The organism is Bacteroides sp. AM23-12 (assembly GCF_003434395.1).
GTDB classification, from domain to species: Bacteria; Bacteroidota; Bacteroidia; order Bacteroidales; family Bacteroidaceae; genus Bacteroides; species Bacteroides thetaiotaomicron.
In genome coordinates this window covers 1-15,742 of the sequence record NZ_QTLF01000054.1, presented here as the reverse complement: position 1 = coordinate 15,742, position 15,742 = coordinate 1, and the positions used below count along the sequence as shown (strand labels likewise).

The following is a 15,742-nucleotide window of genomic DNA, read 5'->3' as shown; positions in this document are numbered from 1 at the left end:
AAAATAATCAGTAATATGCCCGCAATAATGCAATCCCCAATTCGCTTGACATTGCGCTCAAAAGCATTCATTCCGTCGGGAATGAAATCTTTATTATACTCCATAATAAAATGATTAAATTTTTAGTTATCAGTCCTATATAACGTAATCCAATACTTTCATTTAGAACAACAGTTCTTACTATTTGATAGCCTTTAAAAGTGCTTTAACAGCATAATGTATATACAAAAAGACAGCTCTACCCCAAGGTAACTTTTCCTCTTTTCTCAATATATTCCATTGCCAAGACAATATTTTCATTTTATTTGATGAAATAGAATGATTCCCTACACGATAAAGAGCCATTACAGAGTTAGTGTTCTGAGCTTTATATCCTTTTTTTAAGATAGAAAGCCACAAAGCACAATCTTCATGCCTTACATTCTTAAAATACATTTTACCTACTTTTTCCGTATCATACATTACAGTCAGACAGCCTATACAATTCCCCCTCAATAATAAATGATAATCTACCACTGAAGGAGCAATAATTTTACGCTTTGTACGCCTCCCTGCCTGATCTACTTTCTCGAAATTTGAGAAAACCATTGCTACATTAGGTTGATCTATAAATTTTAACTGCTCCTCTAATTTTTTAGGTAACCAAATATCATCACTATCTAAAAAAGCGATATATCTTCCCCTTGCTTCTCTTATTCCGATATTACGTGGTATGGATGGTGAACCTGAGGGTTCATTTGTTTTTAAATATCTAATACGAAAATCTTTTGCTTCATATTTTTTTATAATATCTGCAGAATTATCAGTAGAACAATCATCAACAATAATCATTTCCCACTGTTGAAATGTCTGCATTATAACTGATTCTATTGATTGAACAATATATCTTTCAGAATTATAACAAGGAATTATAACAGATACCAAAATCATTACTAATAATAAAATGTGAAAAGTAAAAAAACAGGGAACACATATATTCAAATTTTCCAATAAGCTTCAAAAGAGTGACCAATCCTTTTTTCCACTGGAGGCAATTGCATATAATCACCGTATGTATTTTTTAAATATTCTTGATATAATATAGGGACCTCAAAACTTTCTTTTTCAAAAGATAATAATAACGATGAGTCAAAAACCTCTTTTCTATAAATGCATATTTTAGCTTCCGGCTCTACCACATTAGAGACATAATTTGATGATTCATAAGCATATTTTCGAGCCAATCGCTCCATCCTATTTACAAAAAACTGAAAACCAAAGATACGGACGATCTTCCATGCTAAATAAATAATAGGAGTCATCATAAAAGATGTTTCAGGCATCTTAGGATGTGCAGACAAAGCCCTCATCCTATGCAAAACACGCATTTTAAAATAATGAATTTTAAATTTATCAGGCATACCGTCTAAGGGGAAAATATCAACCCAAATCCCCATATTTTGAATAGTTTGCAAATCATTTTCCACACACAAAGTACGAGTATCTATCATTTTTGCATGAGTATAATAATAATCCTCATTCTTTGGATTACTTAAGATTTTATAATAACTATGTCTCAAGGAAGGAACTAACTCCAATAATCGCTCATAATCTGAACGTGGCATCATTATATCAATATCATCATCCCAAGGAATAAATCCTTTATGCCTAACGGCTCCCAACAAAGTACCCCAAGCTAAATAATAGCGAAGATGATATTGCTGACAAATTTTCCGAATATACAATAAAGCGTCAAGTTCTACTTTTTTTATTTCTTGTTCAGATAATCTATTTCGTTTATTCATCTCCATCTTTTTTTATATAGATATCTAATAATAGAAAATACCCATTTAAAAAGTGCCTCATTCCAAACAAACAATCTCGCTGTAAGTTTTTCGGATAGTCCTGGATGAGAATAAAGATGTTCCATTTGTCTTTTTAGATCATACTTTTCTCGAATGATTTGATATAAATCATTTTGCCCAGACAAAATAGCTAAAATCATGAATTTCCACAATGTACGTGAAAATTCAAATTCAAGCCCTCTAACAGAATAATTCACTTTTTTATAGTAGTTGACCGTGCGTTGTGAAGCTTCTATACTTGTCAAACTTTTAATAGAAAAGATTGCCATGGCTGACTGATCATTTACACGATAGTGATAAAGAAGATTGTTTGTATAACAAACCTTATTAGAATAAACTAAATATTTCAATATAAATTCACGATCTTCACCACGAGTACACCCTATCACAAATTCTAATTGTTTCTCTTTTATAATATTATGTCGAAATAACATACAACAAATCTGAGGATTGAAACTTTTATCTAGAATAATTCTTTCTATACAACGTTTACCACTCATTTCTATATATCCTTGAGCATCATCCATACAGAAAACCATAGAACGAGTAAAACCACAGATTGCCAAATCAGCCTGATGACTTATAAGCTGTAAAAGTGTTATCAAAAAATTAGGTTCTATCAGGTCATCACTATCAACAAAGCAAATATACTCTCCTTGACACTGGGATAGAGCCTTATTTCTTGCGACAGACACTCCTGCATTAGACTGAGAAATAATTTTAAAACGCTCATCCAATGTAGCGTAATGATTTAAAATAGATAATGTATTATCTTGACTTCCATCATCTATACAAATCACCTCCCAATTAACATAGGTTTGATTCAATATAGACAATAAACAATCAGACAAATATCTTTCAGAATTATAACAAGGGACAATTATAGATATCAACATTTTACTATTTGAAAAATATAAACTTATATGGGATATAATATGAGGGTACACCTTTTATGAATGGAACGAATAGGTACAATAAGAAATAAGAAATACATAGAAAATAAGAAAGAAGCTTCACTTGCTCTCTTAGTTGTCCATCCAATCCTTTAACCACTTTAGGAATCAACAAACAATAATATATATTAAAATAAAACGCTATTCTCCCGCCTAAATGAGCTCCTAAAAAAGATACGAAAACAAAACTTAACAATAAAACATTAAATAAATTACACTTGTTTTTATCTATGTTTTTACTTCCCAAAACAAAACAAATAATAAACAACAAAAAGTATATTAATTGAGTATATTTCCCACCTTCAATATCCATCTTGCCATCAAGATAAGAGGTATACACCCCTAATATATTTAGCATATAAAAAAATAAAGGTTTGGCTACTATTGATATTATAGATAATAATACAACTAATCTAAACTTTAGAAATGGCAACCAATATATAATAATCGCTACTCCTGCAGAAGGATGGAATAAAGCTGCAATCAATATACATAATATATATTTAATTAGTGAACGTTTTACTATAAAACGATAACCATAAAAACAAATAGCCAAAGCCAAAGCTTGTCGAATAATACTGAGTGATGTAAAAAAGAAGAAACAAATTAAAATAGTTACTGATAACGCATAATCTTTTGAATATTTTTTTAAAGTAAATATTAGAAGAGCAAATGTTGGAAGCCCAAAAAGAACAAATAACATCTGTGGAGATTCAAAATATAAAGCAATCTCTGCCCAAACAATGCTTAAAGGAGAAAATAAGTATAAAATCTGTGCCTCTTCTTCATTTTCAATTAATGTATAATACGTTAAATAGTCATACCCCACTCTATAACGACAAATTACAACAAAAATTATAATAATAGGAACACAAATTCCCGCTACAGTAGAATATTGTCTTTTCCTACTTTGTATATATAACAAAAATAGCACAATTAGTAAAAAAAATAGATAGAACATGTATTATCTACTATTATTTACTTTTATCAAACAATTCAATTCTAATCTCTCTACCATAAAAGATATCAGTATGTTGCGCATCTGAATCTTTCCAATGAGGATTTGGAATCATATAGTCTTTACCATAATGCATACAAAGATGTTCCTCATAATTTTCAGGAACAAAAGTATTAATTCCAATAAATGAATATTCAATCAAATCAATTCTAGGAAAATGAATTCTCCGGATTGCATTATCACCTTTTTTAGTTCTCTTTATATCTGAATATACTGGAACAAAATCATAACAATAGACCCCATCACAATTTTTCTCTCTTGAAAAAAGGAAAAGATCAATTGTCACACCTTTATAAAGATAAGTTTCCTCATAAGCATCAATAAAATCAAGGGCGGTTATACACCTTATTCTTTTGAAACCATATTTTTTTAAGACCTCTCTTATTATATCTGAATAATCTTCCTTAAAAAGGCCCACATCAAGATCAAAATCATGACTTATAAAACTGTGTTCTCTAACAGCACCTAAAAGAGTTCCAAATTCTAACCAATAAGGAATTCCCACTTCATTCATTGCTTGATGAAAGTTAGTTAGCAGCTCTTGTGAATACTGCAAAAATATTCTATTTCTATTCTTCAATTTTCTATTGCCATAAACAAATAAATATATAGGACGCATATAGGTTCTATACCAATGATTCCGTCGTATTTTACTAATAATCAAACTCAGTTTATCCATTACCTTTTTATTTTTAATATAACCGCCCATATTTCATCAAACAAGGATCGAGAAAAGCAATACAACAACGTTCCATATAGCAATAAAGCAATAACACTTCCTACTACAATTTGAACAATTTCACCCTCTAACAATAAAATCATATACCAAGTACCTCCTCCCATTATTAATGCTAAAAAAAAGCTTGGTAGTATATCTCTCATCTGTCTAATAAGACTTAATTTAATCAATGATTCTGTATAATAAGTATTCAAATACACAGCAATCAATGAATACATAACACGCCCCCAACACATACCTACAATCCCCCAAGGAATAGATAGAAGAAGGATCCCCGTCGCTAACACTTTTTTTATAACTTCTAAACGTAAAGCCAAGTCTGAACGTCCCTTTACATATAGTAAATTCAAATTTATACTACTCAAATGATCAAACATCCAATCTAAACACAATATTTGAAGCAATACAACTACTCCTATCCATTTTTCTGTCAAAAGCAATAATACCAGTGGCTGAGCTATGACAATTAACAAAATCATCAATGGAAAGATAAAAGCAGAAGATAAACGGACATATTTCCTATATAAAGCAGATAATCTATCATTATCATTTTGCACAAGGCTCAATATGGGGTATGTCACTCTAGAAATTATTGCACTCAAATTATATGAAGGAAACTGAGCAAATTGTTCCGCACGAGTATAAAATCCTAAATCAACCGACGAAAACTTCTTTCCTATAACTATAGCATACAGATTTTTATATAAAGTATTAAGAATATTAGCTAATACTAATTTTGACCCAAAAGCAAATAATAAACGAAACGATTTCAATGAAAATATCCACAATGGTTTCCATCTACAAAAATATGCATACAAAACTACAATCAACAATCCGTTTACTAAAGTTTGTCCAACTAAAGCCCAAACTCCAAAATCTAAATATGCAGCCCAAATGCCAATAATACCTGAAACCAAAGCTGCAATAAATGAGACTTTTGATTGAGTTTTAAAATCTACAGCTATTATTAATTTAGTTTTAGGAATAATCGCAAAGGAATTTAAAACAATAACAATAGATAAAATTCTAGTAATCTCAACTAATTGACCTATTTTATAAAACCACGATATATAAGGAGCTAGAAAAAAAATTAGAAAATAAATAACTAATGATGCTAATATATTAAAAAAGAAAACTGTTGAATAATCAATTTCAGTACGTTCCTTATAACGAATAAGGGCATTAGTAAAACCACTATCCATTAACGTTTGAGATAATTGAAGAACTATTGCTAACATTCCTACCATTCCATAATCAGATGGCAATAGAAAACGCGCCATAATGACTGTAACTACAAACTGTATCCCCTGTGATAAAAATCGTTCAACTGCACTCCAAAAGATTCCACATATGGCTTTGTTCTTTAAAGAAGTTTTTTCTTTCATTTATTAAAACGTTTTTTCACAATAGCTGGTACACCAGCTACCAATACTCCTGAAGGTACATCTTTTGTTACAACAGCTCCAGCTGCTACTACAACGTAATCACCAATAGTTACTCCAGGAAGGATGGTAACATTAGCCCCAATCCAAACATTATCTCCTATAACTACCGGTGCCTTTTTATAAGGATAAAGAACTGCTAATGCATTATACGGTCCATTAGGATCAGCAGTTGTCAATATAGTCGTTCCATAGGCGAGTGTTGAGTTTTCTCCAATAATGATTTTATCACGAGCAATCAGATAACAGCCTGAACGTATTTCAGCATTTTTACCTAAGTAGATATTGCTATATTTGCCTACTAAGCGAAAGCTACGAATAGGCACTCCAGAAATAACACTTTCCGGATGGAAGTGTATACCACGAAGGGAAAAATAAAAATGACGAATCTTCAATAATATTTCTGCAATCATGACATCGGTAATGTGACGTTATAATGATTTAATGCAGCTTTTAGTACTTTAAAGAAGTTCTCAATATCATCTACTTCTATCTCTCCTAAAGCACAGATTCTAAAAGTATCCTCAGTTGATATCTTACCTGGATAAATCGTAAATCCACGCTCATAACAATAATCATGTATTTTCTCAAAATCCCAGTTGGGATCTTCTGGGTATTGAACTGAGACAACCAGTCCTGACTGCCATTCACGCTTTATTACACTTTTAAGACCAATTTCATTTATACCTGAATGAATAGCCTCAAAAACTCTTTTGTGACGGGCAAACTTAGCTTCTTCGCCCACTTCAAAATATTCATTTAATGCCTGACGAGTGGCGTAAATAGTTTGTACCGGTGGAGTAAAATGCATTTCACCTGTTCTCTCAAAATTCTCATACTGCAAATAAAGATTACAATAGTAAGAACGCTTGGGATATTTTTTTGAAAACTTAATCTGTTCCTCATTGCCTATAATAAAAGAAAGACCTGTCATCGCTTGAAGTCCTTTTTGAGCAGATGCCATACAAAAATCCACATTATCTTTCTCTATATCAAAAGGAATCATGCCCAAAGAAGAAGTAGTATCGACGACAAATTTAGCCTGATATTTATGAGCTATAGCGCCCATCTCGCGAATAGGGTTCAGAATTCCTGTACCCGTCTCGTGATGAGTAGTATAAACCATAGCTATATCAGGATTTTCTTGCAACACATTTTCCACCACCGATAAATCAGGACGTTCATAAACGGAAAATTCCAAATTAATATGAGGCAAACCATAATATTGACACACTTCTACAGCACGGGTACTATATGCCCCATTATTCACTATAAGCACCCTTTTGTCTTCAGGAAGAAGAGAATTTAGACATATATCAATATTGATGGTTCCTGAGCCACAAAATAATACAGCGGTATGTTTTTCCAAATTCCCATGAGCAACTCTGACCAAATCGTCCCGAAGTTGTTTCATCATACCTGCGAATTCTTTCTCGCGAGGACAAATATCCGGAACAACTTGTGCCATTTTTACACTGTCAGTAGTAGTGGCAGGCCCAGGATTTAATAATATTTTTCTTTCTATTTTCATCGAATATATTTATTTTAAAAAATCCATAAAATGCTCCTTATTCTCTATAGGAGTAGTCGTGGGACGTCCCAAATTCTCCCGAGAATCTATTTTAACCTTTATTTCCAACAAAACAGGACCACATAACTTTGGAAGCTGCTTCATTGCTTCTTCAATTTCAACTTTTGTACAAACAGTATAAGTATGCTTATATCCGCTCCCCCGGACAATAGCCGGAATATCTAAACTAAATCCTAAAGTAGGCTGTCCTCCTACAGACTCGTGAGCACCATTGTTAAACAAAATATGATAATAGTTTTTAGGAGATAAATCGCCAATGTTACTAATTGCCCCTAAATGCATAATAAATGCTCCATCACCATCCAAGCAATAAACAGGTCTATCTTGCTTTGCTATAGCAATACCCAAAGAGATTGATGAACTATGTCCCATAGAGCCTACCGTGAGAAAATCATGTTCATGACCTTGCTCTTTCATTTCTCGATATTCAAATAACTCACGAGAAAGCTTGCCAGTAGTAGAAACGACCACTGAATTTTCAGGCAGATAATCCACAACTATTTGCAAAGCATCCTCACGAGATAAAGGATAATTACATCCAAACTCTTTTTGAAGTTTATATTTGCCAAAAACATCTTTCCGAATAATTATTGCATGAGGAATATTCTTAGTTTTTGCTGATTGTATGATATCATGGAGCTGAATAAATGCATCATTCTCATTTGAATCAAGAATTATATAAGGAATCCGCATTGCTTTCAACAAATCTAAAGTTACCTCACCCTGTTTTTTATGCTGAGGTTCATCTTTTGTTCCCGGTTCACCACGCCAGCCAATCATCAAAAGCATTGGAAAACTGTATACTTGTTCATCTGCAAGAGACAGCAGAGGATTAACAGTATTACCCAAGCCGGAATTTTGCATATAAACCACAGGAACCTTACCTGATGCCATATAATAACCTGAAGCAATTCCTACAGCCGCACCTTCATTAGCAGCTATGATATGTTTCTCACGTGAAGTATGGTCTGTGATATAGGCACAAATATTTTTTAGTAATGAGTCTGGAACTCCTGTAAAAAAATCAACGTCATGACTCAGAAACGTTTCATAAACTTTTTCTACGCTTAACATAATGATATTCCTCTTTTTATTTAGTACCTGGAATCAGTTCCAATATTTCTTTTATGGGCATACACAGTTCGCGCACCTCTAAAGCACGTTCATTCTCTAATATTGTCTTTGCGACATTCATCATAGCAGGATAAGCGGCACGAAGCATATGATTAGCATAAATAATTATATTCACACCCCAATCACACAATTCAGACTCATAAATATGATCATATGTAGTAGGCACAACCACGATAGGTACATGAGCATACTGTTTTCGAAACGCCAAACAAAATTCTTTTATATCTTCACCCGACTTATTTTTGCTATGTATCATAATACCGTCCGCTCCCGCTTGGACATATGCAAAAGCTCTCTCTAAAGCATCACTTACCGGCTTTCCCGCTATAAGGCTCTCAATACGAGCGATAATCATAAAATCATCAGTAATCTGAGATGCCTTTCCTGCTTTGATCTTATTACAGAAACCTTCGATTGTATCTTGAGTTTGAATAACATCTGTACCAAACAATGAATTCTTTTTTAATCCAACTTTATCTTCAATTATTATAGCTGAAATTCCATGACGTTCTAAAGTGCGTACTGTAAATACGAAATGTTCAATTTTACCACCTGTATCTCCATCAAAAATAATAGGTTTAGTAGTACACTCCAGAATATTATTCAAATCTTGCAATCGGGTAGTTAAATCAACCGCCTCAATATCAGGTTTACCTTTACTGGTTGAATCCGTAAGGCTACTAGACCACATTCCGTCAAATACTTCCCTCTTATCCCCTTTTAATATTTCCTGATTTTCAATTATCAAGCCACATAGTCCATCATGAGCTTCCAAAATACGAACTACGGGTTTGGCATTTATCAAACGACGAAGTGATTTTAAACGTACATCAGGGGTTGTACCTATAGCCTTAATATCTTTATCCAAAGAAGATGAATTAATTCCCAAAGTATATGGAATTTCGATAACCTTTCCTCCCTGTTCATTCATCACTTCAAATACGCGCACACGTTCTTCACGTAAAGGCCCGGTTTTCCAGTCGTCACCATGAATTATATAGTCAGGTTTAATGCGTTTGAGATTCTCAACATAGCTCCATTCTTCTTGAGGAACAACTTTACATACGCCTTTAATATTCTGAACTACCTCTTTTCGTTGTTCATAGGTCAGATAAGGAAGGCGTTTATGCTCCGCAATAGCTTTATCTGTAAGAAGACCAATTATAACATCACCGTATTTAGTAGCCTCATTAATAATGCGGATAAGTCCTGGATGCATAATATCCGCAGTCATCCCAATATAAACTGTCTTACTCATAATTTGATATATTATTTTAATTAACAATACGGAACAATATATTTCTCTGCATATTCCAAATCTGATATGTCATCGATTTCATACCATTTCAGCCCTTCTACTTTATGCACATAAACAGGAGATTGAGAACAAGATATTCGTAGTAATTCATACTCATATCCCAAATTGGGTTGTTCATCAACAATACTCGCATAATCAGCACACATTATTTTGTAAAAGGAACCGGATAGTTTATGGATGCCGACCAATTCGCCTTTAGCGTTTAGTTTATTCTTATTGACAGAACATGAAGAAAGGCGAAAATTATCATCATGTTCCACATAATACTGATCTTGAAACTTTGTCACTGGAGCTATTAGCATTGCATCTGCCGCAGGACACTCCAATAAGCTCATTATTGCTTGTTTCTCAAAAATCAAATCTGACTCTAACAATAAAAAATCATCATTGCCCAGAATCTCCCGCGTATTATATAAAGTATACATACTATTTGTTTCAGCATAACGAGGACTAAAACAGGTTTCAAGCATAGGATAGTCTGTCTTCAATTCTTCATAAACTTCTTGTTTATATCCTGTACCGATTACAATTCGCTCAATGCCACATGATAACAAAGTATCAATAGAACGAACTATCATTGGAATACCTCCCACTTTGACGAACCCTTTAGGTATCAATTCTGTATATTGGCCAAAACGGGTTCCCATGCCCGCAGCCATTATCATAGCTGTACGTATCATTCGTTTAATAATATAGTAAGTGAATTTAATTGATGTAAGAATGTTGTAAACGACGTTTTAGCATCATTTATCCTGTTCTATCTCCTTATTTTTCAGTTCTTTTCTCAAGCTAGCCAGCAGACTTTTGCCAAAAAGCACCCACACGAGAGTACCAGATACGGACAGGAACACAAATAATAAAATATAAATTTTGAGTCCCATACCTGAAGGTTTCAAAGGTACAACGGCAGGCTCAACTACTGCAAAGACTGGCTTTTCCTCCTGTACTTTGGCTCTGGATACCTGCAACTGATTAGCAACCTGACTATATATCTGATAAGCCAAACTCATGTCGTTCTGTAAACGCTCCTGCTCAGCACGTACACTTTGAAGAACCACATTATCATGGGCGTCTACATAATCCGCATATTTTCTTTGAGCAGCATAATATTCCTGCTGACGTTCTTTAAACAACCGTTCCAAATACGCACAGTCTTCTTTTACTTTTGAAGTTCGATACCCAATAATATATTCCTGTAATTTATGAACGACAGAATCTGCTATAACCGCAGTGATCTGCGGATTTTGTAAGGTGACCGTAATGCTCGTTATGGCGGTTTTCTTATCAATGGATGCACTAATCTTCTTTTTAAGAAAATTAATCTTCTCATTTACTTCTTTCGTCAATTCGATAGTTCCTTGCCGCCCTCCACTGGCAGGAACCGTATCTTCTCCGAATAATGATTTAACTCCTCCTATTACTATGCCCGGAAAACCTATAAGATAATCCCACCAAGGAGATGACTCTTCATCGAGATAAGACCCCAAAGTCATTTTATCATCCTTTTTAGAAACGGAGACTTCCATTTCTAAAAGTTCCAATAAAAAAGGAGTTGAAGAAACAATATCTGCTGAAAGAGAAGCGTTCAAGGCATCTGTGCTTTCCCCTATTAGAGCCCCATCTCCCAAAAACGAGGCAGCAAGTCCGGCTAAACCATTACTTCCCTTCGCATTACCCATTTCAGGAGAAAGGGTAACCTTTACTGTATATTGCTTGGGAATGCTCAATGCCACCACTATAGCAATTATTACTCCCACTCCAGCAGCTTTGCATAGTACTCCACGAACAGTAATAATCTTATAAAAAATAGCCATCAAGTCTATTTCCATTTCATCATCTTTCCTTTTATCCACTTCAGAAAACGGTTCTTGATAAGATTGCTTTTCAATCATAATAGGTCATTTATTTCTTTATCAAATTAGCAATAGAAGCAATCATCATTCCCAAAGAACTGAAGGAAGTAGCATAACCTAAAATATTAGCTATGTTCCCTTTCTTCTTAGCCTTACCAGGCACAATAATCTCACACCCCGGCTCAATCTGTTTCTTACCACTACCCTTAACCTTCGTCACCTGACCATTCATGTAAACAATGAACTTCTTACTCTTCCTTGCATTATCAGAACAGCCACCGGCCTGATTCAGGTAATAATCCACATTCTTTCCCTGCATATAAGAAACCGTATTCGGAACCATGACAGCACCATTGATAGTTACAGTATTAGTATTCTTAGGTATGGAGATCACATCACCTTCACGTAAGACAAGATCGGCATTACTTTTAGGATTGCTCAAGGCTTTTTCCAAATCTATTCCAACCGTAAAAGTATCTTCAACACGAATACCCAAAGAGTCAATCATGGCTTCGCCCAATTGCCTGCTCATAAGGCGAATTACATCACCCATACGTTTCTTTTCACTAGCGTTAGCCACACGGGTCAGTTTCGCACCACGCAGATAGGCATAATTGGTCGGACCGCCGGCTTTATTCACTAAATCGGAAAGACGTTCCTCACGGCTGGTCATGGCGTAATTTCCTCCGAAAAGGATTTCACCTTCAATGGCTACATTCTGTTGTGCCTGATAGCCCGGACTGCGACGGACATAAACCTGATCATAAGGCTCAAGGATAAAACCGGGCTGACCATCTATTACAAAACCATCCTTTAAAGAGAAGGTATACATCTGACCAATCGTATCATTATCCGCAGTACTACGAGGATTCTTGATTCGTCTCGATATATCAATACGGACAGTAGAGGCGGCTTCTTTCAAGCCACCGGCCTGAATGATCAGATCCTCAAGTGTCATGTTATCCGCATAAGGATAGGAATCAGGGTGGGCAACCTCACCGTGAACTGTGACATTACCCCGGTCTTCCAGGTCATGGATACTTGGAATGTAGAGGATGTCATTCTTCATTAGGGCAAGGTTTGGGGAAGTGCCGTCCATGATAGACTTAATGTCTATCTGAACAACTTCACTGGTCAGGTCTTCACGCTGGCGATAGAGGACGGCACGATTCAGGAAAGCGTCACCGGTCAGACCCTGAGCTTCATGGACAAGTTCGCGGATCGTGTTCAGTTTACCGCTGAGCTGGTAGATACCGGGACGATAGACAGCGCCACGGATTTCCAGTTTGTTTGTGAAGCGGTTAAGGATGGCTTCGGCGGTTACTACGTCACCGTTACGCATTTTATAAATGTTGTAATCTATATCTTTGACTGTGTTGACTTCGTATTCCTCACCATTCTGACGGACAACACGTAATGAACGGGTGTAGGCATCAGCTTCAAAGCCGCCGGCATATTTAATGAGAGTAGCAAGGTTCTCGTCTTTCTTCATTTCAAAACGCATAGGACGTTTTACCTTGCCGCTAATCTTTACCAATACATCATAGGCAGGAACAATCACAACGTCACCTTCCTGTAGGCGGATGTCATCCTGTGTGTTGCCTTTCATAATGAATTCGTAGACGTCGATGGTGGCAATATTCTTTCCGTTGCGTACCAACTGAACGTTTCGGAGGCTACCGATATCACTCACACCGCCTGCACGATAAAGCGCATGGAAGACGGTAGAGAAGGAAGAAAGGGCGTAGGTACCGGGCTGTACGACTTCTCCCATCACATTAATCTGAATAGTACGGATATTACCTAACGTCAGACGGATGTCGGAAGTAGGATCGGTAGTATTATTCAGACCGTTATATATTTTATTCAGGGCGTTCTTCAGATAGTCATTGGCGGCAGAGACTGTCATACCGCTAAGGTTGACAGGGCCGATCTTCTGAATGTTGATAGTACCTTCAGGAGAGATTTGCTGGCGGATCGTGTTCTGGCTCGCACCCCAGATATCAATGATGACTTCATCACCGGGACCAAGACGGTAATTGGCAGGAGTGGCAAGGTTGACACTAGGCTCGAACGTCAGGTTGCGGGTATTGAAGATGTTACGTCCGAAGACCTGATCACCACGGGCAAGGTCCTGAGTAGTCGGATGATCCTCCAGCATATCGGAAGTATTCTTCTTAGTCTCTTCACGCAGGCGGGATTCGTTGATGTCCGTGCCCGTTGATTTCGAGGTATTTACATTGTTCTGCTGCTCGTATAGCTGCTTCACACGCATTGCCTGTTCTTTGGTTACACCCTTACGGGCTAGTTCGGAAGCAAGCTGCTTCTGTTCCTTGCCTTGGCGGATGCCGTCTTTTACATATTCCAGTACCTGTGAGTCACTCATGGACTGAGCCATAAGCGAGCCACTTCCCAGCATCAAACAAAATAGTAGAATGCTAAAAAGTCGTTGTATTTTCATTGACAAATAAAAAAGTTTCAGTTGATTTCACACAGTTCCTGCATCCCATGACAGACGGCAGATAACTGTTGCTTAAGAAGAGAAGGAGGAAGAACATCGAGAAGAGACAGAGAACGGGTCAAAACAGCCTGTTTTCTTTCTTCGTCTTCCGGATTGGCGTACATCGACACATTATATCCCTGAAGGATGGCCAAACACAGGGTAGCATCCTGCTCCGGTGTCTCCCCCCGTTGAGAATATAAATCGTTAATCTTTTCGTGGATGGATCGTTGTAATGCTGAAAGATCATCCAAATACACGCAGCCTGCACTCCCCCCACCAGGAAGCAGCATACGTACCAAACTTAATAAACCCTCTATATTTTCTTGTAAAATAATAGCATCCATATCCCTTGCCTTAAACAGCCGCCATAATCGGCTCTACATAACCGACAGGCATATCAACACAGGCGCATCCCAGCATATTCAAGCGAACAGCAATCTTACTTTTACCATCCACATTGACCAGTTCGCCAACAAGACCCGTCAACGGACCTTTGATCACGCGAACCTTTTCGCCACGAGCCAAAGGAGAACTGTTCATGCTTATCGATTCTTCCGAATAATCAAGCATGAAACGGAAACGAGCCATCTGCTCGTCAGGAATTACAGCAGGACTACTCTCGCCGCGCATCACCATGTAACGGCTGACAGTAGAAAAACTCAGGACTTCCATGCGTTCCTTAGGGTCAACGTGTACGAAGACCATCATAGGAAGCAAGACGGAGGTGACCAGCTTGCGACGGTCGCTCCATTGGTGGAATTCCTGTTGAACGGGAACGAAATTCTCGATACCCATCTTGTCCAGATGCTCCGAAACCTTCTTTTCATGGTGCATCCGAACCAAAGCAACATACCAGCGTTTTGAGTGTGCTACGCCTTCCCCTGTCCCATTAATAGGCCCAGCATTTAGTGATTTCTTTTTTCTTAAAATCATATTTTTTTACCCCATGTTTATCCGTTACTTCTTAGGTAACGAACAAGCATAGGGCAAGCAGAAAAGGGAACTTTTTTCAACGAAAACATCAGAAGAGGACTGGTATTCAGGAAATAAAGCAGAAGTGAAGGTGTTTTTCATGAATTGGAATAAAAAAAAGACATAACACGGATATTGTCATTTTCCGCCTGTTATGCCTGCATTTGATTCATTTTCCGAAATTAATTTCATTTTTGTTTGCGTATTTTCATAAATATGTCCATCTTTGCGCCATGAATCATTCCGTTACCTAAGAAGTAACGCACACCGATAAACACTGTATATCAAGCTTCTAAATCAGATACACTGACCTACTCCGCACCGCTTTACGTAAGACAAATTCATCCGGTTCACCTCCGTACGCTCTTTCAGTTC

15 protein-coding genes and 1 pseudogene are annotated in these 15,742 nt (G+C 36.4%); all 16 read right to left on the bottom strand.

All coding sequences use genetic code 11. The features are described from left to right. Positions 1-104 (bottom strand): annotated as a pseudogene (locus tag DW640_RS24135) (sugar transferase); the annotation flags it as partial. 76 nt (positions 105-180) lie between these two features. After that, on the bottom strand, positions 181-930 hold the full coding sequence (locus DW640_RS22310; protein WP_072066640.1) for a glycosyltransferase family 2 protein: 750 nt from the start codon (positions 928-930) through the stop codon (positions 181-183). A gap of 47 nt (positions 931-977) precedes the next feature. Further along, positions 978-1,784: a phosphorylcholine transferase LicD gene (locus DW640_RS22305; protein WP_158562603.1), complete on the bottom strand. Its 807-nt coding sequence runs from the start codon at positions 1,782-1,784 to the stop codon at positions 978-980. After that, the gene (locus DW640_RS22300; RefSeq protein ID WP_072066637.1) at positions 1,781-2,740 is read right to left on the bottom strand and encodes a glycosyltransferase family 2 protein; all 960 of its coding nucleotides are present in this window, start codon (positions 2,738-2,740) and stop codon (positions 1,781-1,783) included. The genes DW640_RS22305 and DW640_RS22300 overlap by 4 nt, the downstream gene beginning before the upstream one ends. Before the next feature lie 4 nt (positions 2,741-2,744). Next, positions 2,745-3,758, bottom strand: coding sequence for an EpsG family protein (locus tag DW640_RS22295; protein ID WP_072066636.1), 1,014 nt, complete (start codon positions 3,756-3,758; stop codon positions 2,745-2,747). Between the two features lie 13 nt (positions 3,759-3,771). Then, the gene (locus DW640_RS22290; RefSeq protein WP_072066635.1) at positions 3,772-4,494 is read right to left on the bottom strand and encodes a LicD family protein; all 723 of its coding nucleotides are present in this window, start codon (positions 4,492-4,494) and stop codon (positions 3,772-3,774) included. Beyond that, positions 4,494-5,939, bottom strand: coding sequence for a lipopolysaccharide biosynthesis protein (locus tag DW640_RS22285; protein WP_072066634.1), 1,446 nt, complete (start codon positions 5,937-5,939; stop codon positions 4,494-4,496). The genes DW640_RS22290 and DW640_RS22285 overlap by 1 nt, the downstream gene beginning before the upstream one ends. After that, a complete protein-coding gene (locus DW640_RS24340) occupies positions 5,936-6,409 on the bottom strand; it encodes a DapH/DapD/GlmU-related protein (RefSeq protein ID WP_072066633.1) in 474 nt (157 codons plus the stop codon). The genes DW640_RS22285 and DW640_RS24340 overlap by 4 nt, the downstream gene beginning before the upstream one ends. Beyond that, the gene (locus DW640_RS22275) at positions 6,406-7,527 is read right to left on the bottom strand and encodes a 2-aminoethylphosphonate aminotransferase (protein ID WP_008767816.1); all 1,122 of its coding nucleotides are present in this window, start codon (positions 7,525-7,527) and stop codon (positions 6,406-6,408) included. Before DW640_RS22275 ends, DW640_RS24340 begins: the two co-directional genes overlap by 4 nt. Before the next feature lie 9 nt (positions 7,528-7,536). Beyond that, on the bottom strand, positions 7,537-8,661 hold the full coding sequence (gene aepY / locus DW640_RS22270; RefSeq protein ID WP_008767815.1) for a phosphonopyruvate decarboxylase: 1,125 nt from the start codon (positions 8,659-8,661) through the stop codon (positions 7,537-7,539). A 16-nt stretch (positions 8,662-8,677) separates the two neighbouring features. After that, complete coding sequence (aepX, locus tag DW640_RS22265) at positions 8,678-9,979, bottom strand: phosphoenolpyruvate mutase (protein ID WP_072066631.1); 1,302 nt, start codon at positions 9,977-9,979, stop codon at positions 8,678-8,680. A 20-nt stretch (positions 9,980-9,999) separates the two neighbouring features. Continuing rightward, the gene (locus DW640_RS22260) at positions 10,000-10,719 is read right to left on the bottom strand and encodes a phosphocholine cytidylyltransferase family protein (protein ID WP_048696186.1); all 720 of its coding nucleotides are present in this window, start codon (positions 10,717-10,719) and stop codon (positions 10,000-10,002) included. Between the two features lie 63 nt (positions 10,720-10,782). Continuing rightward, complete coding sequence (locus tag DW640_RS22255; RefSeq protein ID WP_061473234.1) at positions 10,783-11,931, bottom strand: chain-length determining protein; 1,149 nt, start codon at positions 11,929-11,931, stop codon at positions 10,783-10,785. Positions 11,932-11,941: 10 nt separating this feature from the next. Further along, a complete protein-coding gene (locus DW640_RS22250) occupies positions 11,942-14,353 on the bottom strand; it encodes an SLBB domain-containing protein (protein WP_199610448.1) in 2,412 nt (803 codons plus the stop codon). 17 nt (positions 14,354-14,370) lie between these two features. Then, positions 14,371-14,739, bottom strand: a complete 369-nt coding sequence (locus DW640_RS22245) for a UpxZ family transcription anti-terminator antagonist (RefSeq protein ID WP_011107952.1) — start codon at positions 14,737-14,739, stop codon at positions 14,371-14,373. A gap of 10 nt (positions 14,740-14,749) precedes the next feature. Further along, positions 14,750-15,328 carry a UpxY family transcription antiterminator gene (locus DW640_RS22240; RefSeq protein WP_008767808.1) on the bottom strand — a complete coding sequence of 193 codons (579 nt, stop codon included), beginning with the start codon at positions 15,326-15,328 and terminating at the stop codon, positions 14,750-14,752. Positions 15,329-15,742 lie beyond the last annotated feature (414 nt).